The organism is Streptomyces sp. NBC_00386, assembly GCF_036063235.1.
Classification (GTDB): Bacteria; Actinomycetota; Actinomycetes; order Streptomycetales; family Streptomycetaceae; genus Streptomyces.
In genome coordinates, this window is sequence record NZ_CP107950.1 from 2,714,651 (window position 1) to 2,737,511 (window position 22,861).

Genomic DNA, 22,861 nt, shown 5'->3' on the forward strand with positions numbered 1-22,861 from the left:
GGGGCTTCGGGTTGCCCGGGGCTTCCGTTACCCAGCCGGTACGCGCGTCCGTACGGCTGCTACGACACATGTCCGATTGCTACCGGATCGTGATGCTCAAGTTCCCCTCAGATGTAATGACGCTGGTCGTGAGGGGTTACTACTGTCCTCCGAAACGAGGAGGACGGAGCCCAAAAGCGATGACCGAAGCATCGGCGGCCGAGGACGCCATGGCCGGGACCGACGAACTGGTCGTCCTGAAGAGCGTCAACAAGCACTTCGGCGCGTTGCACGTGCTCCAGGACATCGACCTGACGATCACGCGTGGCGAGGTCGTCGTGGTCATCGGGCCCTCCGGGTCCGGAAAGTCCACCCTGTGCCGCACCATCAACCGTCTGGAGACGATCGATTCGGGTGACATCTCGATCGACGGCAAGCCGCTGCCCCAGGAGGGCAAGGCGCTCGCCCGGCTCCGCGCCGATGTGGGCATGGTCTTCCAGTCCTTCAACCTCTTCGCGCACAAGACCGTGCTCGAGAACGTGATGCTGGGGCAGATCAAGGTCCGCAGGACCGGCAGGCAGGCGGCGGAGGAGAAGGCGCGCGCCCTGCTCGACCGCGTCGGCGTCAGCACGCAGGCGGACAAGTACCCGGCGCAGCTGTCGGGCGGCCAGCAGCAACGCGTCGCCATCGCAAGGGCGTTGGCGATGGACCCGAAGGTCATGCTGTTCGACGAGCCGACCTCGGCGCTGGACCCCGAGATGATCAACGAGGTCCTCGAGGTCATGCAGCAGCTCGCCCGGGACGGCATGACCATGATCGTCGTCACCCATGAGATGGGCTTCGCCCGTTCGGCTGCCAACCGAGTCGTCTTCATGGCGGACGGCCGCATCGTCGAAGAGGCTGTGCCGGACCAGTTCTTCAGCAATCCGCGCAGCGACCGTGCCAAGGACTTCCTCTCGAAGATCCTCCACCACTGATGTCTCCGCGCCGGGAGACCGCCTCCCCCTGCGGGGAGACCACGTCCCGGTACACGGGGACCCCGCACGTCACCCGCCCGTCGACGGCCCGTACTTCGCCCTGACTCAAAGGATGTTCACCATGAAGCTCCGCAAGGCAGCCGCCGCCTCGGCCGCCGTACTCGCGCTCGCCGCGACCGCCACCGCGTGCGGTTCGAGCGACAAGGACGACAGCGGGTCCTCGTCCTCGGGCGGCGGCAAGATCAAGGTCGGCATCAAGTACGACCAGCCCGGTCTCGGCCTGAAGCAGCCCGACGGCTCCTTCGCCGGTTTCGACGTGGACGTCGCGACCTACGTGGCCAAGGAACTCGGCTACAAGCCCAGCCAGATCGAGTTCGTCGAGACCAAGAGCGCCGACCGCGAGAACGCGCTCGCCCGCGGCGACGTGAAGTTCATCGCGGCCACCTACTCGATCACCGACGAGCGCAAGCAGAAGGTCGACTTCGCGGGCCCGTACCTGCTGGCCCACCAGGACCTGCTGGTCAAGAAGGACGCGAACATCTCGAAGGCCACGGACCTCAACGGCAAGAAGCTCTGCTCCGTGACCGGTTCGACCTCGGCGCAGAACATCCACGACACCATCGCCCCGAAGGCCAACCTGAAGAAGTACAGCGGCTACTCGGAGTGCATCGCCGCCCTGCAGAGCGGTGCCGTTGACGCGGTGACCACCGACGACTCGATCCTCGCGGGCTTCGCCGCGCAGGACAAGTACAAGGGCCAGTTCAAGCTCGCCGGCCTCAAGCTGAGCAACGAGAACTACGGCGTCGGCGTCAAGAAGGGCGATGCCGAGCTGGAGAAGAAGATCAACACCGCGCTGGAGAAGATGGTCAGCGACGGCGCCTGGAAGCAGGCGGTCGACAAGAACTTCGGCCCGGCGAAGTACCAGAACGAGCAGGCCCCGAAGATCGGCGTCATCGTCAAGTAGCGCGGACACCGCCCGGTGACCCGGGCACCGCGAGAAACGCAGGGACCTCGGACGACGCGGGAATCCGCGGTTCACACGGGGTTGCGCAGGTGTGCCGCCGTCCGTCGCGATCACGGCGGCGGCATGCCGCGCCCGCCCAGTCCGCCACGTACGCCACCACCCGGAAGCGCGGGAGATCGTGTTCGACTTTCTTCAAGGTTATGACGTCCTGGGGGCGTTCTGGACGACGGTGAAGCTCACCGTCGTCTCCGCCCTCGGCTCCCTGGTCCTGGGCACCCTGCTGGCCGCGATGCGGGTCAGCCCGGTCCCGCTCATGCGCGGATTCGGCACCGCCTACGTGAATATCGTCCGGAACATCCCGCTGACGGTCATCATCGTGTTCAGTTCGCTCGGCCTCGCGGACATCTTCGGTGTGACGATGGGCGCGTCCGACAACTTCGATGTCCAGGGTTTCCGGCTCGCGGTGCTCAGTCTCGTCGGCTACCACGCGGCGTTCGTCTGCGAGGCGCTGCGCTCCGGCATCAACACCGTGCCGGTCGGACAGGCCGAGGCGGCCCGCGCGATCGGGCTCAGCTTCAGCCAGACCCTGAGGCTCGTCGTGCTGCCGCAGGCGTTCCGTTCCGTCATCATCCCGCTGGCCAACGTGCTGATCGCGCTGACCAAGAACACGACCGTGGCCGCCGCCATCGGCGTGGCCGAGGCCGCGAGCCTGATGAAGACGATGATCGAGAACGAGGCCCAGACGGTCCTCATCGCCGCGGTCTTCGCCTTCGGCTTCGTGGTCCTGACCCTCCCCACCGGCCTCTTCCTCGGCTGGCTGGGCAAGCGACTGGCGGTAAAGCGATGACCTCCGTCCTCTACGACGCCCCCGGCCCCCGCGCCAAGCGCCGCAACGTGGTCTTCTCGGTGCTGTTCGTCGTCCTGCTCGCGCTGCTCCTGTGGTGGATCTGGCAGGTGATGGACGACAAGGGCCAGCTCACGTGGGACCTGTGGGAACCGTTCACCACGGCCGACGCCTGGAACACCTATCTGCTGCCGGGCCTCTGGAACACGCTGAAGGCCGCTGCGCTCAGCATGGTGATCGCCCTTCCTCTGGGTGCCGCCCTCGGTATCGCGCGTCTGTCCGACCACCGCTGGGTGCGGGTTCCCGTCGGCGCCGTGGTCGAGTTCTTCCGGTCCATCCCGGTCCTGCTGCTCATGCTGTTCGCGAACGAGCTCTACGCCAAGTCCGCGAACGTCGCGAGCGAGGACCGTCCGTTCTACGCGGTCGTCACCGGTCTGGTGCTCTACAACTCCGCGGTTCTCGCCGAGGTCGTACGGGCGGGCATCCTCGCGCTCCCCAGAGGACAGACCGAGGCCGCGTACGCGATCGGGCTACGCAAGGGCCAGACGATGACCAGCATCCTGCTGCCGCAGTCGGTCACCGTGATGCTCCCGGCGCTCGTCAGCCAGCTCGTCGTCATCGTGAAGGACACCGCATTGGGCGGTGTGATGATCGGCTACGCCGAACTCCTCACCGCACGCAGCACTCTCGCGGCCAACTACGCCAACGTCGTTCCGAGCTTCATCGTGGTCGCCGTCATCTTCATCGTGCTGAACTTCGCGATCACCAGCTTCGCCTCCTGGCTGGAGGGGCGCCTGCGCCGCGGCAAGAAGTCGACCGGCGCGGTGCTCTCGCCGAACGACGCGGCCGTCGCCGGCACGGCCTCGACGGGTGCCGGCAGAGCCTGAGGGCGGTTCGCCGACGGAATGCGGGGCCACGACACCCCTCGTTCTGACGTATCGTCCGAACATCAGTCGATCAGTGTGACCGAAGGGGTCAGTGACGCGACCGCCACTGACCCCGTCACTTGACGCAAGCAGCGGCAATGGGTTGCATACGTTCTGTGATCGTGCACCCTGCTCCACCTGCCTGTTCCCGTACGTCCCTCAGGACACAGCTCCGTGCAGGGGGCACCGCGCCGTGGACCCGGTGATCATCGTCGGAGCGGGGCCCGTGGGGCTCACGCTGGCCCTTGCGCTGGCCCGCCAGGAAGTCCCCTCCGTGGTCCTCGACGAGGGACCGGGCAAGGACGAACAGCGGCTCGCGCGGACCGTGGTGCTGCGCGAGGACACGGTCGCGCTGGTCGAACGGCTGACAGGACTGCCTCTCGACGACGCCGGCTTCCGTTGGGCCGGATGGCGGTCGATGCGGCGCAGGCAGGTGATGCGCGAGATCTCCTTCGACGGGAAGGTTCCCGGGAGCACGAAGGGCGTCGCCGATCCTCTCGGCGCCGATACCGCGTGGGGCGACGATCCTCGGGGGATCGTCGCCGCGCGCGGCACCGGCCCGTCCCGGGGTGCGGAAAGCGCCGCGGACGGTGAGGAGTTCAGCGCCCCCCTGCACATCGCCCAGCACGCGCTGACCGGCGCCCTGCGCGAGGCCATCATCCACGAGCGGCTCATCAAGGTCGCCGTGCACAGCCGCCTCGACTCCGTCGAGCAGGACACCTCCGGCGTCACGGCGCACACCCGGGGACCCAACGGCACCTGGTGGCGCGGCAGTTACCTGGTCGGCTGCGACGGACCGCGCTCGACGGTGCGCAAGCTCCAGGACATCCGCTTCCCCGGGCGCACCGCCGTCGAACGCCACGCCGTGGCGGCCCTGCGCACGGAACTTCCCTGGCCCGGGGAGGCGTTGCTGCACCGGATGACGCCGTGGCGCAGCTCCGGCCCCTCGGCCGGCGAGGTGAGCGCCCGTCCACTCGCCGAGGACGTCTGGCGTCTTGACTGGCTCCTGCCACCGGGCAAGGACCTCGTCACGCCCGACCTGCTGGTGGCCCGTATCCGGGAGACCCTCGGGGGCTGGAGCGGCGGCGCCACACCCGCGTACGAACTGCTCGACACCGGAGTCCACACCGTCCACCACCGGCTGGCCCGCCGCTGGCGCGCCGACCGGGTCTTCCTCGCCGGGGACGCGGCCCATCTGCTCGGCACCCTCGGTACCCAGGGCCTGGACGAGGGGCTGCGGGACGCCGACAACCTCGCCTGGAAGCTGGCGCTCACCTGGCACCACGGCCCGCACCCCGCGCTCCTCGACAGCTACCAGACGGAACGGCGCGCGGTGGTCGCCGCCCGGCTGCGCGCCGCCGACCAGGCACTGCCCCTGCTGCGCAGCGGCGGCGGTCTCCGCGCCTACGTCCCCGGGTCCGCCCGCGGCCACGACGCCCTGCTCACGGACGGCCACCTGGGTCGCGGCCCGCTGGGCGCGCCGGGGGCGTACACCCACTCCCCTCTCATGCCTCCGCCCGCCGAGTCGCACACCCCTGTCGACACCGAGCCCGGTGCTCCGGTCGTCGATGTCCGGGTGACCGCGGAGGACGGTTCGTTCGTACCGCTGCGGGAACGGCTCGGACGCGGGGTCCTGCTCGTCGTGCTGATCGCTCCGGGTACGGGGGTGTGGGCGCGCAAGCACTGGGTGACGGCCGGCGTCATGCCCCGGCTCGCCGCCGCCGTGACCGCGCTGCCGCACCCCGCCGAACTGCTCGTCGCGGAGAGCTACCCGGGCGCGGCGGCGCACACCGTGCTGCTGGTCCGCCCCGACGGACACCTGGTCACCGCGCTCAGCGGGGTCCGGCCGGCCGATCTGTACGAGGCGGCCGAGGCGACCCTCGGGGGTCCGGCGGCCCAGGTGGACACGGAGAGCGCCGCGGAGGCGACCGCGGGCAGGAGATGAACGCCCCGTGACCGTCCGGCCCGGGGTTTCCCGGTCCTTCGGGCCTCCATGGTCCACATGGTGACGGTGAGTTGACCGGTCCCCGCCGCCATGGTCTACTCCGGATCGTGACCGACACCTGTGTGCGCCTGTGGCGGAGGGTCCATATGGACCTCGTCCGCTATGCGGGCTGCGTGTGTCGTCCGTCCTTCTGACTTCGCATCCTCATCTCCCGCGCGCCGCCGCCATGCCGCCGCGCGCTTCTCGCGAACTCCCAGGACGGTCCGAGTGTCTGTACCACCCGCTGTCTCCACGTCTGCCTCGGCAGCCGCCGCCTCCGTGCCCTCCGCCGTCTCCGGCGCACCCCGAACCCCCACGCAGGCCGACCTGCTGGCCTTCGTACGCCGTACGGCAGCCGACGCCGAGCTGATCGCCTCGCTCCCCCTCGACCCCGAGGGCCGTACCTGGGTGCGGCTCGAAGGCCCCGGCGGCAGTGAGGCCTGGCTCATCGGCTGGCCGCCCGGAACCGGAACCGGCTGGCACGACCACGCCGAATCGGTGGGCGCCTTCCTCACCGCGCGGGGCGAGCTCAAGGAGAACTCCCTCGCCGCCCGGCTGCCCGCCGACGGCTGGAAGACCCTGGAACTCACCGAGGACATCGACCGGCAGCGGAAACTGCCGGCGGGCACCGGCCGCGGCTTCGGGCGCCATCACGTGCACGAGGTACTGAACGAGTCCGCCGAGGAGCACGCGATCTCGGTCCACGCCTACTACCCGCCGCTCCCGCAGATCCGCCGCTACAGCCGTACGGGCCCGATCCTGCGCCTGGAGCATGTCGAACGTCCGGAGGACTGGCAGTGAGTGACGCCCGGCAGCCCATCGGCATCGACACCTTGCTGGAGCAGGTCCGCGCGGGCCTGGACCGGGTGGAGGCCGAGGAGGCCTACGAGGCCGTGCGGAGTGGCGAAGCACTTCTGGTCGACACCCGGTACGCCGCCCTGCGGGAACGGGACGGCCTGATCCCCGGCGCCCTCGTCGTCGAGCGCAACGAACTGGAGTGGCGGCTCGACCCCACGGGCAGTCACCGTGCCCCGGAGGCCACGAGCCATGACCTGCGGGTCGTGCTGTTCTGCAACGAGGGGTACGCCTCCAGCCTGGCTGCCGAGTCCCTGCGCCGGCTCGGACTGCACAGGGCCACCGATCTGATCGGCGGCTTCCAGGCGTGGAAGAGCGCGGGCCTTCCGGTGACGGCCGCCGGCACGGGGAGCTGACCGCGCTCCTCACGGACGGGCGCCCGTGGGATCAGAAGTGGGATCAGAATCCCTCGTCCCCGAGCCCTTCCGTGTCCTCGCCCTCTTCCTCCAGCGCCTGGCGGACCACGCGCAGGGCCATGCCCTGGGAGTAGCCCTTGCGGGCGAGCATACCGGCGAGGCGTCTCAGCCGCTTGTCGCGGTCCAGTCCGCGTGTGGAGCGCAGCTTGCGCGCGACCAGCTCGCGCGCGGTCGCCTCCTCCTGCTCGGAGTCGAGCTGTCCGACGGCTTCGTCGATCAGCGTCGATTCCACGCCCTTGGTCCGCAGTTCCTGGACGAGCGCCCGCCGGGCCAGCCCCCGGCCATGGTGCCGGGACTCGACCCAGGCGTCCGCGAAGGCGCTGTCGTTGATCAGCCCGACCTCCTCGAACCGTGACAGCACCTCGTCCGCGACCTCGTCCGGGATCTCGCGCTTGCGCAACGCGTCCGCCAGTTGCTTGCGCGTGCGCGGGGTCCCGGTGAGCAGGCGCAGACAGATCGCTCGCGCCCGCTCAGCCGGGTCCCCCGGGGACTCCCCCTTCTCGGCCCTCGACGAGGTGGGGGTGTCTCCGTCCCGCGGGTCGCCGGACGGCTCACCGAAACCGCCGCGCCGTCGACGACCCCTTCCACCACGCGGTCCGCCGTCGGTACGTTCACCGCGCCGGAAGACCGCGTCCGGCGAGCCGTGACCGCGCGGCAGGCCGTCACCGTGCCGTGCGTCACCGCCCGTCGAACCTCCGCCGTCCGGATCCCGTTCGTCCGGAGCGACGCCGTAGAAACCGTCGGCTTCGTGGAACCCGCCGTCGGTGCCGTACGGATGGCCTCCGTACCCCCCAGCACCGCCGTACGGCCTGTCACCGTCTCCGGCCGGACCGCCGTCACCCTGCCCCGGCCCCTCGGGGGTGAGGGGATAGGCGTACTCGGCCCAGTCGGTTCGTCGTGTCATGGACTAGCTCTTGGCCGCCGCGGCCCTGGACTTGGTGGTCTTGGCAGCCGGAGCGGGCACCTTCGCGGCGTCGTCCGGAACGGCCGAGACCGCGGCGTCCACGCCGGGCTCGGCTGCGGGCTGCTCGGGCTTCACACCGACGCCCAGCTTCTCCTTGATCTTCTTCTCGATCTCGTTGGCGAGGTCGGGGTTGTCCTTCAGGAAGTTGCGCGCGTTCTCCTTGCCCTGGCCGAGCTGGTCGCCCTCGTACGTGTACCAGGCGCCGGCCTTGCGGACGAAGCCGTTCTCCACGCCCATGTCGATCAGACCGCCCTCGCGGCTGATGCCCTGCCCGTAGAGGATGTCGAACTCGGCCTGCTTGAAGGGCGGCGCGACCTTGTTCTTGACGACCTTGACGCGCGTGCGGTTGCCGACCGCGTCCGTGCCGTCCTTCAGCGTCTCGATGCGGCGGATGTCGAGGCGCACCGAGGCGTAGAACTTCAGCGCCCGGCCACCGGTCGTGGTCTCCGGGGAGCCGAACATCACGCCGATCTTCTCGCGGAGCTGGTTGATGAAGATCGCCGTCGTCTTCGACTGGTTCAGGGCGCTGGTGATCTTGCGCAGGGCCTGGCTCATCAGACGGGCCTGCAGACCCACGTGCGAGTCGCCCATCTCGCCCTCGATCTCGGCCCGCGGCACCAGGGCGGCGACGGAGTCGATGACGATGAGGTCGAGCGCACCGGAGCGGACCAGCATGTCCACGATCTCCAGGGCCTGCTCGCCGTTGTCCGGCTGCGACAGGATCAGGTTGTCGATGTCGACGCCGAGCTTCTTGGCGTACTCGGGGTCGAGGGCGTGCTCGGCGTCGATGAACGCCACCTGGCCGCCGGCCTTCTGCGCGTTCGCCACCGCGTGCAGGGTGAGAGTCGTCTTGCCGGAGGACTCCGGACCGTACACCTCCACCACTCGGCCGCGCGGCAGGCCGCCGACGCCGAGGGCGACGTCGAGCGCGGTCGACCCGGTGGGGATGACCTCGATGGGCTCATTCGGCCGCTCGCCCAGGCGCATCACAGCGCCCTTGCCGAACTGCCGTTCAATCTGCGCGAGCGCGGCGTCGAGCGCCTTCTCGCGGTCGGTTCCTGCCATGGGTTCCACCCGGTTTGCTTGAGTCGATCGCTTCACGTCAAAGACGCTAACGCCTGCCACTGACAATGCGCCCCGACGCCCGTCCAGCCTGTGGATAACTCGGGCACATCTCCGTCGAAACCATGCCGAATCACCCGTCGAAAGCTTCGCCGCAATCCCAATAAGAACGGATGTTCGATTTTCGTGTCAAGCACACCACGCGACTCTTCCGAGACTACGTTCGCGCTCCGACAACGACAGAGGATCCCGCGGTTCCGGGCCCGGAACCCGCCCGGCGCATCTCCGGAACCCGCTACCCGCCCCGGACCGGGGCTACTCCCCAGGGCGTAGGGCCGGCGCCTTCGGCCGTACGACGACACCGCCGGCCCCGCCCGGCAGGCTGTGGGCCATGCCGACGACGACCCTCGCACCGACACCGCCGAAGCCCTCGCTCCGGCCGGCAGAGCGGCTCTGCCGGGCAACGGGCGCCCTGCTCGTCCTCTCCGGCTTGCTGCATCTGCTGGTCTTCGCCGTCGACGGCGGTCCGTGGGACGGTCCCGTCTCCTGGCGCAAGCCGGTCACCTTCGGGCTCTCCTTCGGCCTGACCCTGATCGCGATCACCTGGGTCACGTCGTACGTGCGGATGGAGGCGAGGCGGCGCACCGCGCTGCTCGTCGTGTTCGCCGCGGACTGCGTCCTGGAGGTCGGCGGGATCACCCTTCAGGCGTGGCGCCGGGTTCCCTCGCATCTCGACATGGAGACCGGCTTCGACACGGTGGTGTCCATGATGCTCGCGGTGGGCGGCGGGATTCTGGTCGTGGTGCTGACCGCGTTCGCGGTCGCCTCGTTCCGCGGCATGCCCACGGGGCCCGCGGGCATGCCGCTCGCCGTGCGCTCGGGGTTCGCGATCCTGCTCGTCGCGCTGGCCTCGGGCGCCGTGATGATCGCGCGTGGGGTCGTCCTCACCAGGACCGGCCACCAGGAGGCCGCGTACCACTCGACGGCTCCGCTCAAGCCGCTGCACGGAGTGAGCCTGCACGCCGTCCTCGTGCTGCCCGCGCTGGCCTGGCTGCTCTCACACACCGGCTGGAGCGACGAGGTCCGGCGGCGGATCGTGTGGGGGGCGGTCGGCCTCTACACGGCGGCCGTCGTGGCCGCCGGTGTCCAGGCCGTCCTCACCTGGTGAACGTCACCACCGGCCGGGCCACCGCGAACGTCACCGGCCGAGCCGCCGCCGTACGCCCGCGAGGATGCCTGCCGAGCCGCGGGTGCGGTGCCCGTGCACCCGCGGGTCGTCCGTGACGTCGTAGCGCTTCACGTACGCCCCCAGGAACGCCTGCAGGGTGGCGACGGCGGGGATGGCGATCAGCGCGCCCACGGCCCCGAGGAGCGCGGTGCCCGCGATCACGGACCCGAAGGCGACCGCGGGGTGGATGTCCACCGTCCTGGAGGTCAGCTTGGGCTGGAGCACGTAGTTCTCGAACTGCTGGTAGAGCACGACGAAGACGAGCACCCACAGCGCGTACCAGGGGTCGATCGTGAAGGCGATCAGCATCGGCAGGGCGCCCGCGAGATAGGTGCCGATGGTCGGGATGAACTGCGAGACCAGACCGACCCACACACCGAGCACGGGCGCGTAGGGCACGCCCAGCGCCTCCAGCAGGATGTAGTGCGCGACGCCCGAGATCAGCGCCATCAGGCCGCGTGAGTACAGGTAGCCGCCGGTCTTGTCGACGGCTATCTCCCAGGCGCGCAGCACCTCGGCCTGCCGGGCCGGCGGCAGCACCGAGCACAGCGCGCGCCGCAGCCGGGGCCCGTCGGCGGCGAAGTAGAACGAGAACAGGGCGACCGTCAGCAGCTGGAAGAGGCCGCCGAGCACCTGTCCGGACACGTCCAGGACGCCGGTGGCGCTGTTCTGCACGTACTTGCGCAGCCAGTCGGAGTGGAGCAGGCCCTCCTGGATGTCGACCCGTCTGAGGTCGGTGTGGAAGTGCGTGTTGATCCAGTTGATGACCGAGTCGAGGTAGTCGGGGAAGCCCTCGATCATCTTGATGATCTGGCCCGCGAGCATCGAGCCGAGCAGGGTGACGAACCCGGCGACCATGATCAGCGAGCCCAGGAAGACAAGGAAGGTGGCCAGCCCCCTGCGCATGCCTCGTGAGGCCATCCAGCTGACCGCGGGTTCGATCGCGAGCGCGAGGAAGAACGAGATCAGGATGTTGATCAGCAGGTTGGTCAGCTGGTGGAACGCCCAACTGCCGAGCTGGAACACGGCGATGAGGGTGAGGGCGAGCACCATGGCCCGGGGCAGCCAGCGCGGCATGCGCGCACCCTGCCCGGCGGCGTCGGCGTCCGGCGGACCGGGCGGCGTCGTGCCGAGCGGTGATGACTGCTGATCGACCTGCGTGTTCTCATCTGTCGGGGCCACCCGCCAAGTCTGGCCCACGCCACCGACACCGGATCCACGTCCCCCCGGTCTTTCCCGGTCCTGGGCTCCGTTCAGTGGTTCTCGTGCGGAACATTCATGTTCGCGCACACCACGCGCCACACGTCCTTGGCCTCCCAGCCCGCGTCCAGCGCCTCGTGGACGGTGCGCCCGCCGAGTTCCGTCATCACATGATCGCGCGCGAACGTCTCGGCGGTGCCCGCGCCGAAGTGATCAGCCATTCGCTGCCAGAAGACCGTCAACCGCATGACTCCAGTATCCCGCCCCTGAGAGTGGGCCAGAGCCGGGACCGCGTGCCGAGACCGCTTTCCGCCCTACGGTCTGACGCATGGCCGAAACCGGAGCATCTCGACTCCCCCAGAAGCCCCCCGCGCACTCCCCCCTGGCCCGCGCCGAGCACTTCGTCTGGCTCACCGCGCGCGTGCTGGAGCAGCGCCGCTTCGCCTATCACTTCCTCGGAGGCGATGCCGACGCGGTGGAGACGGCGCTGGCCGCCTACCGCAACGACGACGACGGATACGGCCACGCGCTCGAACCCGATCTGCGCGGCCCGGTCAGCCAGCCGCTGCACACCGCTCACGCGCTGCGTGTCCTCGACTCGATCGGACGCTGCAGCGGGCAGCGGGTGGAGCGGGTGTGCCGCTATCTGACCTCCGTGTCGACGGCGGACGGCGCGCTGCCCGCCGTCCATCCCAGCCAGCGCGGCTATCCGGCGGCCCCTTTCGTGCCCGTCGTCGACGATCCGCCGAGCGAACTCCTCGCCACCGGCCCCGTCGTGGGCCTGCTGCACCGCAACGAGGTGTGGAACGCCTGGCTGTTCCGGGCCACGGACTTCTGCTGGCAGGCGGTGGAGTCCCTGGAGAAGTCCCATCCGTACGAGATCGAGGCGGCGGTCGCCTTCCTGGACTCCGCGACCGACCGCCCGCGCGCGCTGGTGAACGCCGACCGGCTGGGCCGGCTCGTCCGTGAGCAGCGGCTCGCCGCGCTGGACCCCGGGCGCCTGGAGGCCTGCCCCGTCGCCCCCGGGTACGCGCCGGGTGAGCACCACTTCCCGCACGACTACGCGCGGACGCCGGACTCGCTCGCGCGCGCGTGGTTCACCGACGAGGAGATGGCCCGCTCACTGGACCACCTCGCGGACGATCAGCAGGAGGACGGCGGGTGGCCGATCCGCTGGCGTCAGTGGGCACCGGGCACGGCCCTTGAGTGCCGCCCCATGGTGACCATCGAGGCCTTGCGCACCCTCAGTGCGTACGGCCGGGCCGTCGGCTGAGGTCACCGGGCCCGGTTTCCGATCACTCCGCTGCGCCGAGGTGTCAGGGCCGGCCGGTGCGCCGGGTGTCCGGCCGGCGGTGCGTCGGGCGTCCAGGCCTGCCGGTGCGCGCCGGGCATCAGGGGCACTCCGGCGTGCCAGGTGCTCCGGAGCGCCCCTGTGCAGAGCACCTGGCCCGGTTCTCAGCCCGTCAGTGCGCGGACCCCGGCCGTCACCACCACCGCCGCGGCGACCACCACCAGGAACGGGGCGCGCAGGATCAGCGCGACGGCCGCCGCGGCGAGCCCGGCGGCCTTCGCGTCGAGGACGAGGACACGCCCGTCGGCGAAGGTCTGCTGGGCCGTCAGAGCGGCCAGGAGCGCGACGGGCAGCAGAGCGGCGAGGCGCCGGACGAGCGGCCGCTCCAGGACGCCCGCGGGAATCAGCAGACCGATGAGCTTGACGGCGTAGCAGCCGACGGCGGTGACGCCGATGGCGATCCAGATGTTCACCGCACGTCTCCTGACACGTCCGAACCCGACACGTCCGGCCCGTCGTCGTGCGCACCGGCCGGTGACCCGTTCACCGCGCCGGCCGGTGCCTCGTCCGACCCGCCCGCGGAGGCGTCGCGGGCTGTGTCCGCGCGGCGGCGCCCCGTCGCGTAGAGCACGGCGGGGGCGGCCAGGGCGGCCACCAGCACCGGGACTCCGGCGGGCAGCACGGGCAGCAGCCCGAGCCCCAGAAGGACCGCGATTCCCGCGACAGCGCGTTCCGTGGCGGTCTTCAGCATCGGCGCGAGCAGCGCAAGGAACACCGCGGGTCCGGCCGCGTCCAGGCCCCACGCGTCGGTGTCCCCGATGGCCTCGGCCCCGGCCGCGCCGAGGAAGGTGGTGAGGTTCCACAGCAGGTAGAGGGACAGGCCGGTGACGGTGAAGCCGATCCGGACGCTGCGGCGGGTGGGCTGCGCGAGCGCCACGGCCGTGGTCTCGTCGATCACCCACTGCGCGGCGAACGGGCGTACCGCGCGCGGGAGGGCCAGGAGCTGGGACAGCCGCAGCCCGTAGAACGCGTTCCGGACCCCGAGGAAGAACGCGCCGGCGGCCGCGGTGAGCGGGTTGCCCCCGGCCGCGAGCGCGCCCACGAGCGCGAACTGCGACGCCCCGGTGAACACCAGGAGGCTGAGGGCGCAGGTCTGGAGCAGGCTGAGGCCGCTGCCGGCCGAGGTCACCCCGAAGGCGAAACCGGACAGTCCGACGGCGACCCCGACTCCAAGAGCGTCGCGGACGACGGCCGTGTCGGGTTTTCCGCCTTCTTCACTGCGTATGTCTGGGAGAGCTGTCTGTTGTGCCACGCGTCGGACGGTACGAGGAGTCGCCCCCCGGTGTCTTGTACGTTCTTGCGCTCCCGCTGGTAGGCGCCCGGAGGCACGCCCACGATCCGGCCGAAGTGGCGGTTGAGATGCGGCTGATCCGTGAAGCCGACGGCGACGGCCGCTTCGGCGGGGGTGGACCCGGCGTCCAGGAGGTGCCGTGCGCGGCGCACCCGCGCATCGGTCAGCCAGGTGTGGGGCGGCATGCCGTAGGCGTCCCGGAAGGCGCGCAGCAGCGCGAACGGGCTGGTGTCGAGATCCGCCGCGAGCCGCTCCAGGGTCGGCGGTTCGGCCATCCGCTCGTCCAGCACGCCACGCGCGCGTGCCGCGAGCCGGGCGCCCGCGGTGCGCACGGCCCGCTGCGGCAGCGGCCCTCCGTTCAGGCGCAGCAGCCGGGTCACGGCGACCCTCAGCAAGGTGTCGGCGGCCAGCGCGTTGCCCTCCTCCGCGGCCCTGAGCACCTGGTGGACCAGGCCCGCCGCATACGGGTCGTCGAGTACCGGGCGGCTGAATCCGGGGGTGCCGCGAAGGGTGGTGGTCTCGGCGGCGATCTCGGCCACCATGTCCGGCGAGGGGTACACAGCCCCGTATCTCCAGCCCTCGGGAACGCCCGCGCGCCCGGTGTGCGGGGTGTCGGGGTTGACCAGTGCCAGCGAACCCGGTCCCGCGTACTGGTCGGCGCCGCCGTGGTGGAAGACCTCGACGCCCTCGGTGACGGCGGCGATGACGAAGTTCTCGTGGGTGTGGCGCACGAAGATCTTCTCGATGTAGCGGGCCCGCAGGAGATCGACACCGGGCAGCTCCGCGTACTGCCAGTGCCGTGCCCGCTCCTGCCCCGAACCTGCCACGTCCTCATTGTCCGCCACCGTGCCAGGGACCGACCGCCGACGCCTGCCCGCTGTGCCGCTCTGCCCGGATCCGGCGGCGCACCGTGCCCCCTCCGCTCAACCGTGGCGTTCTCGCAGGTCAGCGATGTTGTCAGTGGGCGGGTGCAGGATGGACGCATGGTCAGCTCCGCACACCGAGCGCTCGACGGCTTCTCCCCCGCGACCCGAGGCTGGTTCACGGGGGCCTTCTCCGCGCCCACCGCGGCCCAGGCCGGGGCATGGGCGGCCATCGGCGCGGGTTCGGACGTGCTGGTCGTGGCCCCCACCGGTTCGGGCAAGACACTGGCCGCTTTCCTCGCCGCGCTCGACCAGCTGGCCTCGGCTCCGCCTCCCGCGGACCCGCGGAAGCGCTGCCGGGTTCTCTACGTGTCGCCGCTCAAGGCGCTCGCCGTCGACGTGGAGCGCAATCTGCGCAGCCCGCTGACCGGTATCCGGCAGGAGTCCGTGCGGCTCGGGCTGCCGGAGCCGGAGGTGAAGGTGGGCATCCGTTCCGGCGACACCCCGCCCGCCGAGCGCCGGGCGCTGGCCACCCGTCCCCCGGACATCCTGATCACGACCCCCGAGTCGCTGTTCCTGATGCTGACCTCGGCCACGCGCGACGCGCTGACCGGCATCGAGACGGTGATCCTGGACGAGGTGCACGCGGTCGCGGGCACCAAGCGCGGCGCCCATCTCGCGCTCACGCTGGAGCGCCTCGACGAGCTGCTGCCGAAGCCGGCCCGGCGCATCGGTCTCTCGGCGACGGTGCGTCCCGTGGACGAGGTGGCACGCTATCTCTCGCCCCGCCGCAAGGTGGAGATCGTCCAGCCGCCGTCCGGCAAGGAGTTCGACCTGTCCGTGGTCGTCCCGGTGCAGGACCTGGGCGAGCTGGGCGGGTCCCCGGCCGCCGACGGCAAGGAGGGCGCGGAGAAGCCGTCCATCTGGCCGCACGTCGAGGAGCGGATCGCCGACCTCGTCCAGTCCCACCGCTCGACGATCGTGTTCGCCAACTCGCGCCGCCTGGCCGAGCGTCTGTGCAACCGGCTCAACGAGATCGCGTACGAGAGGGCGACCGGCGAGCCCCTGGAGGAGGCGCACGCCCCGGCCGAGCTGATGGGCGGCTCGGGCGCGGCGCAGGGGGCCCCGCCGGTCATCGCCCGCGCTCACCACGGTTCGGTCTCCAAGGAACAGCGGGCGCAGGTCGAGGAGGACCTGAAGGCCGGCCGTCTGCCCGCCGTGGTCGCCACCTCCAGTCTCGAACTGGGCATCGACATGGGCGCGGTCGACCTCGTCGTCCAGGTGGAGTCGCCGCCGTCCGTGGCCTCGGGGCTGCAGCGCGTGGGCCGTGCGGGTCACCAGGTCGGCGCGGTCTCCACCGGCGTGGTCTTCCCGAAGTACCGGGGCGACCTGGTGCAGGCGGCCGTGGTCACCGAGCGGATGCGCACCGGCTCCATCGAGTCCCTCCGGGTCCCCGCCAATCCTCTGGACGTGCTGGCCCAGCAGCTCGTCGCCATGACGGCGCTCGACACCTGGCAGGTCGACGATCTGCTCACCACGGTCCGCCGGGCGGCCCCTTTCGCCTCGCTCCCCGAGTCGGCGTTCACCGCCGTGCTCGACATGCTCGCGGGCCGCTATCCGTCGGACGCCTTCGCCGAGCTGAGGCCGCGGGTGGTGTGGGACCGTGTCGCGGGCACGGTGACCGGCCGCCCCGGCGCCCAGCGCCTCGCCGTCACCTCCGGGGGCACCATCCCCGACCGCGGACTCTTCGGGGTGTTCCTCGCGGGATCCGACCCCAAGAAGGGCGGCGGCCGGGTCGGCGAACTCGACGAGGAGATGGTCTACGAGTCCCGGGTGGGCGATGTCTTCACCCTCGGCACCAGCTCCTGGCGCATCGAGGACATCACCCGGGACCGCGTCCTGGTCTCCCCTGCGCCCGGCGTCCCCGGCAGGCTGCCCTTCTGGAAGGGCGACCAGCTCGGACGCCCGCTCGAACTGGGCCGCGCGGTGGGCGCGTTCCTCCGCGAGGTCGGCTCGCTCCCCGAGGGCGACGCCCGCCTGCGTCTGCTCGCCGCCGGCCTGGACGCCTGGGCCGCCGACAACGTCATCGCGTACCTCACCGAGCAGCGCGAGGCGTGCGGGCACGTCCCGGACGACCGCACGATCGTCGTCGAGCGCTTCCGCGACGAGCTGGGCGACTGGCGTGTGGTCGTGCACTCCCCCTTCGGCGCCCAGGTCCACGCTCCCTGGGCCCTCGCCCTGGGCGCCAAACTCTCCGAGCGCTACGGCATGGACGCCCAGGTCATGCACGCGGACGACGGCATCGTGCTGCGGCTGCCCGACGCCGACCTGATGGGCCTGGACCTGCTCGACCAGGCACCCCTGAAGGCGGGCACGGAGTACGACGCCGAGCAGGCACCGGTCGGAGCGGCGGACGTCGCCTTCGACAAGGGCGAGGTCAACCAGCTCGTCACGGACCAGGTCGGCAGTTCGGCCCTCTTCGCCGCCCGCTTCCGCGAATGCGCCGCCCGCGCCCTGCTCCTGCCGCGCCGCAACCCAGGCAAGCGCACCCCGCTGTGGCAGCAGCGCCAGCGCGCCGCCCAGCTGCTCCAGGTGGCCAGTGAGTTCGGTTCGTTCCCGATCGTCCTGGAAGCGGTGCGCGAATGCCTCCAGGACGTCTTCGACGTCCCCGGTCTCACGGAGCTGATGGGCGACATCGAGTCCCGCAAGGTCCGCCTCGTCGAGGTCACCACCCCCGAGCCCTCCCCCTTCGCCCGTTCCCTGCTCTTCGGGTACGTCGCCCAGTTCCTGTACGAGGGCGACTCACCGCTCGCCGAACGGCGGGCCGCCGCGCTGTCGCTGGACTCGCGCCTGCTGGCCGAACTGCTGGGCCAGGCCGAACTGCGCGAGCTCCTGGACGCCGACGTCCTGACCGAGCTGGAGCGCGAACTCCAGTGGCTCACCGAGGACCGCCGTATCAAGGACGTGGAGGGTGTCGCCGACCTGCTGCGGCTGCTCGGGCCGCTCACGGAGGCCGAGCTGGCCGAGCGGGGCGCGGAGCCGCAGTGGGCGAAGGAGCTGGCGGCCGCCCGCCGCGCCATCCGGGTCCGGATCGCCGGAGCCGACCACTGGACGGCGATCGAGGACGCGGGCCGGCTGCGCGACGCGCTCGGCACGGCGCTGCCCGTCGGCGTCCCGGAAGCCTTCACCGAGCCGGTCAAGGATCCGCTCGGCGATCTCCTCGCCCGGTACGCGCGCACCCACGGCCCGTTCACCTCGGCGACGGCCGCCGCCCGCTTCGGTCTCGGCACGGCCGTCACCGACGGCGCGCTGCATCGCCTCGCGGCGAACGGCCGGGTCGTCCAAGGAGAGTTCCATCCGGCGGGCATCGGCCAGGAGTGGTGCGACGCGGCGGTGCTGCGCAGGCTGCGCCGCCGTTCGCTCGCGGCGCTGCGCCATGAACTCGAGCCGGTCCCGCCCGCCACGCTCGCCCAGTTCCTGCCGCAGTGGCAGCACGTGGGCAGTGGCCACGGGCTGCGCGGCATCGACGGACTGGTGCGTGCCGTCGAACAGTTGCAGGGCGCGTCGGTGCCGGCGTCCGCGCTGGAGAAGCTCGTGCTGCCGTCCCGGGTCTCCGGTTACACGCCCGCGCTGCTCGACGAGCTCACGGCCGCCGGTGAGGTGGTCTGGGCCGGGGCGGGTTCACTGCCGGGCAAGGACGGCTGGGTGTCGTTGTATCTCGCGGACGCCGCCCCCCTGCTCCTTCCGGCCGCGCACCCCCTGGAGCCGACGGCTCTGCATCAGTCGGTCCTCGACACCCTCTCGGGGGGCTACGGCCTGTTCTTCCGTCAGATCGCCGACCAGGTCCGCGCCACCACGCACCCCGACGCGACCGATCCGCAGCTCGCCGACGCGATCTGGGAACTGGCCTGGTCCGGGCGCCTGACGAACGACACGCTCGCGCCGATGCGCTCCCTGCTGGGTTCGGGCCGCACCGCGGGATCGACCGCCCACCGCGCCAAGCGCTCGGTCCCCCGCGGGCGCTACGGCTCCCTGACGGGAGGGGCGCGCCCCCAGTCGCGTACGGGTCCCCCCACCGTGGCGGGCCGCTGGTCGCTGCTGCCCGAGCGTGATCCCGACGCCACCGTCCGCGCCCACGCCCTGGCCCGCACTCTGCTCGACCGGCACGGGGTGGTGACCCGGGGAGCCGTCGCGGCGGAGGGTGTCGAGGGAGGCTTCTCGGCGGTGTACCGCATCCTGTCGGCCTTCGAGGACAGCGGCCAGGCACGGCGGGGCTATGTGGTCGAGGGACTCGGCGCGGCCCAGTTCGCCATGGACGGCGCGGTGGACCGACTGCGGGCCGCGGCGAACGCGCGTGACCGGGGCGCCGCTCTCTTCGACCCCGGCGTCCCGGACAACTCCCCGGCTGCCCACGGCTTCCCGGACACCGCCGCCTTCCCGCCTTCCGGCTCGGGCTTCGGCAGCGAGGACCGTGGCGAGTCCTCCGTGGACCGGGACGATGTCTCCGACGGTCCGGACTTCTTGAACGACCTCACGCGCGACCTCGCCCTCGGCCCCGATTCCCCGCTCGGCCCCGGATCCGCCCTCGACCTCGGCTTCGGCGACGACCACGCCTTCTCCGGCGACTCCGCGCTCACGGCCGGCTCCCCGCACCCCGATGTGTCCCACCCCGGCGCGCCCCACAGCCGGAACGCCCGGTCCGACCGCGGCGGCTCGCCGTACCCGGCGAACGGTTCCGGCTACCCCGGCGGTGCGGGTTTTCCCGGCGCCCGCTCCCGTTCCCGTACCGCCTCCCCGGCCGTCGTGCTGGCCGCCGCCGACCCCGCGAACGCCTACGGCGCGGCCCTCCCGTGGCCCGAGTCCCCGACCGAAGCGGGCCACAAGCCGGGCCGCAAGGCAGGTTCCCTGGTCGTCCTGGTCGACGGTGAACTGGCTCTGTACATGGAACGCGGCGGCAAGACACTGCTGGCCTGGCCAACCGACCCGGACAGTCCCCTCGCGCAGGACACCCGCCTGGGCGCCGCGGCGGAGGCCCTCGCCGCCGCCGCCCGCGCGGGCTCGCTCGGCACGGTCACCGTCGAGCGGGTCAACGGCGCCTCGGCCCTCACCTCACCCCTCGGCACTCTCCTGGAAGGAGCGGGCTTCATCGCCACCCCGCGCGGACTCCGCCTTCGCGCCTGACCGACCACCCCCACCCGTGCAACCCTGGAGTCATGCCCGAAGGAGACACGGTCTGGCAGGCCGCGAGGCGCCTGCACGTCGCCCTCGCGGGCAAGGTCCTGACCCGTGCCGACCTGCGGGTGCCCCGGTACGCCACGGCCGACCTCACCGGCCGCGCCGTCCTGGACGTCACCCCGCGCGGCAAGCACCTCCTCACCCGGATCGAGGGCGGTCTGACCCTGCACTCGCATCTGCGGATGGACGGTTCGTGGAAGGTGTACGACACCGGCCGACGCTGGAGCGGAGGCCCCGCACACCAGATCCGGGCCGTCCTCGGCACGGCGGACCGTACGGCGGTCGGCTACCGCCTGCCCGTGCTCGAACTGCTCCGCACCACCGACGAATCCCGCGCGGTCGGTCACCTCGGCCCCGACCTCCTGGGTCCCGGCTGGGACCCGGACAGAGCCCTGGAGAACCTTCTTCGCGACCCCGACCGCGCCCTCGGCGAGGCCCTCCTGGACCAGCGCAATCTCGCCGGCATCGGGAACGTGTACAAGAGCGAGCTGTGTTTCCTGCTCGGCGTCACCCCCTGGCTGTCCGTCGGCGCGCTGCCCGCCGACCGTGCCGCCCAACTGCCGGCCCTGGCCAAGAAGCTGCTGGAGTTCAACCGCGACCGTCCGGTCCGTGTCACCACCGGGCGCCGCGAACAGAACCTGTTCGTGTACGGGCGCACCCCGCGCCCGTGTCTGCGCTGCGGAACACCGGTCCGCTCGGGGAACCAGGGCGACGGATCCCGCGAGCGCCCCACGTACTGGTGCCCCCACTGCCAGACGGGCCCCACCCCGCGGCCGGACCCCGGCCGGCGCACCGTCAGGGCGCACCGCCCCACCGGGCGCGAGTCCCAGGCACCCGGCCGACCGCACCGCTGAGCCCCGGGCAGAACGGCCCCTGGAACCACCGCCCAGCCCCGCGTCGCACGCACCGCAGGCCACGCGCCGCACCGCATCCGGCCCGGCCACCCGCCCAGCCGGCGGCGCATCAACTCACGCGCGACCAATTGACGGACCGTCAGATCTCTTCGTACCGTCCCCTTCATGGGCCTCTCCGCGTACGACCTCACCGGACGCACCGCATTCGTCACCGGCGCGGCCGGCGGCATCGGCCGCGCTGCGGCGGTCCTGCTCGCGGAGGCGGGCGCCACCGTGCACTGCGCGGACGTCGACGAGCCGGGCCTGCACGAGACGGCGACGCTGATCAAGGGCCAGGGCGGCACCGCGCTCGGTCACCCGCTCGACGTCACCGACCGGGCCCGGGTCCAAGAGGCCGTCGCGTCGTGCGGCCGTGTCGACGTCATGGCGGCGGTGGCCGGGATCATGCACAGCAGCCCGGTCCTGGAGACCCTGGACGAGGATCTGGACCGGGTCCTGAACGTCAACTTCAAGGGGGTCCTGTACGCCTGCCAGGCGGCCGCACGCTCCATGATCGAGAACGGCGTCCGCGGCAGCGTCATCACCATGGCATCGGGCGCCATCGACTCCGGCGGTCCCGGCCTGTTGTGCTACAGCGCGGCCAAGGCGGCCGTCGTACAGCTGACGAAGACGCTGGCGACCGAGGTCGGCCCGCACGGCATACGCGTCAACGCCGTGGCGCCCGGCTGGATCCGCACGCCCATGACCGACCGTCACGGCGAGCGCCAGGCGCACACCGAGGCGTTCATGGCACGCCTGTCACCACTGGGCCGCGTCGGGGAGCCCGAGGACATCGCCCACGCCGTTCTGTACCTGGCCTCGGACGCCTCGGCATTCACCACCGGCCAGATCCTCCGCCCCAACGGCGGCGTCGCCATGCCCTGGTAGCCCACCCGCCACCACGCCCGTACCCGCGTCGGCTACCCCGCCGGCGGTCCCGCCCCCGGTCCGATCCCACGGCACCGGCGGACCGGGACTTCGGGACGCAGTGCACCGGCAGCAGGCTGAGCCCCCACCCGCCCGCGGCGACCGCTCCTTCGAGGACCCCGGCATCGGGCGCGAGCGCGAGCCGGAGCACGCTGAACCACCACAGCGCGCCGAGCGCCAGGCAAGCCCCCCGGCGTACTGTTCGCCCTGCCATGGCACCTCCTCCGGCGCGGCACCGGGCCGCCGATCTCACGCGCGAGCAGGGCACACCGGCGGCACGCGGCACCGGCCGGGGCGAAGCGGCTCCCGGGCGCTCACCCGTTCTCCGCCTGGAACATCCAGTGATGTTTCTCCAGGTCGGCCGTGATCCCGATGAGGATGTCCTGGCTCACCGGATCCGGGTCCGCGGTGACGGCGACCCGTTCCCGTATCCGCGCGATCACCGCGCCGAGCGCCTCCACGAGCGTCCGTACGGCGTCGGCGTCCTTGATCCAGCCCGCGGGCGTGTCCGCGACGCCGCTGCTCGACGCCACGGTGGCGGCCCGCCCGTCCGGCGGGACACCCAGGGTCGAGGCACGCTCCGCCACGGTGTCGGAGTGCAGTCGCGCGATGTCCACGACCTCGTCGAGCTGGAGGTGGACGGAACGGAAGCGGGGCCCCACCACGTTCCAGTGGACCTGCTTGGCCACGAGGGAGAGGTCCACCAGATCGACCAGGGCGCCCTGGAGTGCCTCGGCTACGGTCTTCAGGTCCGCGTCGGACAGGGAGCTCTTCACGACGTACATCCGCATCCTCCGATTCACGACGCCTCCGCCGGCCGGCCTCTCAGGCCGCGGCGGCCACGACGGCCGGCGGCGGCTTTCGCCGGATCCCTCCACCATGGAGGCCGCGCCGGATACCGG

The 22,861-nt window shown here is 71.6% G+C and carries 21 protein-coding genes; 13 read left to right on the plus strand and 8 right to left on the minus strand.

What is annotated here, in order from left to right; translation table 11 throughout:
- The first annotated feature begins 179 nt into the window (after nt 1-179).
- The 8 genes from OG780_RS11730 to OG780_RS11765 all read left to right on the plus strand — a co-directional run bounded on the left by OG780_RS11730 (nt 180) and on the right by OG780_RS11765 (nt 6,885).
- Complete coding sequence (locus tag OG780_RS11730; protein ID WP_328447359.1) at nt 180-956, plus strand: amino acid ABC transporter ATP-binding protein; 777 nt, start codon at nt 180-182, stop codon at nt 954-956.
- A gap of 121 nt (nt 957-1,077) precedes the next feature.
- Complete coding sequence (locus tag OG780_RS11735) at nt 1,078-1,920, plus strand: glutamate ABC transporter substrate-binding protein (protein ID WP_328447361.1); 843 nt, start codon at nt 1,078-1,080, stop codon at nt 1,918-1,920.
- A 178-nt stretch (nt 1,921-2,098) separates the two neighbouring features.
- Entirely contained in the window at nt 2,099-2,767 is a 669-nt protein-coding gene (locus OG780_RS11740) for an amino acid ABC transporter permease (protein WP_328447363.1), read from the plus strand.
- Complete coding sequence (locus tag OG780_RS11745; RefSeq protein ID WP_328447365.1) at nt 2,764-3,651, plus strand: amino acid ABC transporter permease; 888 nt, start codon at nt 2,764-2,766, stop codon at nt 3,649-3,651. The genes OG780_RS11740 and OG780_RS11745 overlap by 4 nt, the downstream gene beginning before the upstream one ends.
- Nucleotides 3,652-3,883: 232 nt before the next feature.
- Nucleotides 3,884-5,635: an FAD-dependent monooxygenase gene (locus OG780_RS11750; protein WP_328447368.1), complete on the plus strand. Its 1,752-nt coding sequence runs from the start codon at nt 3,884-3,886 to the stop codon at nt 5,633-5,635.
- A gap of 122 nt (nt 5,636-5,757) precedes the next feature.
- Complete coding sequence (locus OG780_RS11755; RefSeq protein ID WP_318658241.1) at nt 5,758-5,829, plus strand: putative leader peptide; 72 nt, start codon at nt 5,758-5,760, stop codon at nt 5,827-5,829.
- A 73-nt stretch (nt 5,830-5,902) separates the two neighbouring features.
- Nucleotides 5,903-6,475 (plus strand): cysteine dioxygenase, encoded by a 573-nt coding sequence (locus OG780_RS11760; RefSeq protein ID WP_443062150.1) that lies wholly within the window; start codon nt 5,903-5,905, stop codon nt 6,473-6,475.
- Nucleotides 6,472-6,885 carry a rhodanese-like domain-containing protein gene (locus OG780_RS11765; protein ID WP_328447370.1) on the plus strand — a complete coding sequence of 138 codons (414 nt, stop codon included), beginning with the start codon at nt 6,472-6,474 and terminating at the stop codon, nt 6,883-6,885. The genes OG780_RS11760 and OG780_RS11765 overlap by 4 nt, the downstream gene beginning before the upstream one ends.
- Before the next feature lie 43 nt (nt 6,886-6,928).
- On the opposite strand, the gene recX is transcribed toward OG780_RS11765, so the two are convergent.
- Nucleotides 6,929-7,849, minus strand: coding sequence for a recombination regulator RecX (recX, locus tag OG780_RS11770; protein WP_328447372.1), 921 nt, complete (start codon nt 7,847-7,849; stop codon nt 6,929-6,931).
- Nucleotides 7,850-7,852: 3 nt separating this feature from the next.
- Entirely contained in the window at nt 7,853-8,974 is a 1,122-nt protein-coding gene (gene recA / locus OG780_RS11775; protein ID WP_328447374.1) for a recombinase RecA, read from the minus strand.
- A 388-nt stretch (nt 8,975-9,362) separates the two neighbouring features.
- On the opposite strand from recA, the gene OG780_RS11780 reads away from it, so the two are divergent.
- Nucleotides 9,363-10,139 carry a hypothetical protein gene (locus OG780_RS11780; protein WP_328447376.1) on the plus strand — a complete coding sequence of 259 codons (777 nt, stop codon included), beginning with the start codon at nt 9,363-9,365 and terminating at the stop codon, nt 10,137-10,139.
- Between the two features lie 30 nt (nt 10,140-10,169).
- Here OG780_RS11780 and OG780_RS11785 read toward each other — a convergent pair whose 3' ends face one another.
- Nucleotides 10,170-11,381 carry an AI-2E family transporter gene (locus OG780_RS11785; RefSeq protein WP_328447378.1) on the minus strand — a complete coding sequence of 404 codons (1,212 nt, stop codon included), beginning with the start codon at nt 11,379-11,381 and terminating at the stop codon, nt 10,170-10,172.
- Between the two features lie 71 nt (nt 11,382-11,452).
- On the minus strand, nt 11,453-11,647 hold the full coding sequence (locus OG780_RS11790) for a DUF3046 domain-containing protein (protein ID WP_326785125.1): 195 nt from the start codon (nt 11,645-11,647) through the stop codon (nt 11,453-11,455).
- An 80-nt stretch (nt 11,648-11,727) separates the two neighbouring features.
- Here OG780_RS11790 and OG780_RS11795 point away from each other — a divergent pair, with 80 nt between their 5' ends.
- The gene (locus OG780_RS11795) at nt 11,728-12,672 is read left to right on the plus strand and encodes a hypothetical protein (RefSeq protein WP_328447381.1); all 945 of its coding nucleotides are present in this window, start codon (nt 11,728-11,730) and stop codon (nt 12,670-12,672) included.
- Nucleotides 12,673-12,854: 182 nt separating this feature from the next.
- Here the strand turns inward: OG780_RS11795 and OG780_RS11800 are convergent, their stop codons facing one another.
- From OG780_RS11800 to OG780_RS11810, 3 genes are read right to left on the minus strand one after another with little or no spacing between them, the layout of a single operon-like run.
- Nucleotides 12,855-13,163 carry an AzlD domain-containing protein gene (locus tag OG780_RS11800; RefSeq protein ID WP_328447383.1) on the minus strand — a complete coding sequence of 103 codons (309 nt, stop codon included), beginning with the start codon at nt 13,161-13,163 and terminating at the stop codon, nt 12,855-12,857.
- Entirely contained in the window at nt 13,160-13,975 is an 816-nt protein-coding gene (locus tag OG780_RS11805; protein WP_328458062.1) for an AzlC family ABC transporter permease, read from the minus strand. Before OG780_RS11805 ends, OG780_RS11800 begins: the two co-directional genes overlap by 4 nt.
- Nucleotides 13,876-14,868, minus strand: coding sequence for an AraC family transcriptional regulator (locus OG780_RS11810; RefSeq protein ID WP_328447385.1), 993 nt, complete (start codon nt 14,866-14,868; stop codon nt 13,876-13,878). The genes OG780_RS11805 and OG780_RS11810 overlap by 100 nt, the downstream gene beginning before the upstream one ends.
- A gap of 156 nt (nt 14,869-15,024) precedes the next feature.
- On the opposite strand from OG780_RS11810, the gene OG780_RS11815 reads away from it, so the two are divergent.
- From OG780_RS11815 to OG780_RS11825, 3 genes are all read left to right on the plus strand, one after another.
- Nucleotides 15,025-20,085: an ATP-dependent helicase gene (locus tag OG780_RS11815; RefSeq protein WP_328447387.1), complete on the plus strand. Its 5,061-nt coding sequence runs from the start codon at nt 15,025-15,027 to the stop codon at nt 20,083-20,085.
- Between the two features lie 32 nt (nt 20,086-20,117).
- A complete protein-coding gene (locus OG780_RS11820) occupies nt 20,118-20,993 on the plus strand; it encodes an Fpg/Nei family DNA glycosylase (RefSeq protein ID WP_328447389.1) in 876 nt (291 codons plus the stop codon).
- Nucleotides 20,994-21,158: 165 nt separating this feature from the next.
- Nucleotides 21,159-21,920 (plus strand): SDR family NAD(P)-dependent oxidoreductase, encoded by a 762-nt coding sequence (locus OG780_RS11825; RefSeq protein WP_328447390.1) that lies wholly within the window; start codon nt 21,159-21,161, stop codon nt 21,918-21,920.
- A gap of 353 nt (nt 21,921-22,273) precedes the next feature.
- Here OG780_RS11825 and OG780_RS11835 read toward each other — a convergent pair whose 3' ends face one another.
- Complete coding sequence (locus OG780_RS11835; RefSeq protein WP_328447394.1) at nt 22,274-22,744, minus strand: Dps family protein; 471 nt, start codon at nt 22,742-22,744, stop codon at nt 22,274-22,276.
- Between the last annotated feature and the right edge of the window lie 117 nt (nt 22,745-22,861).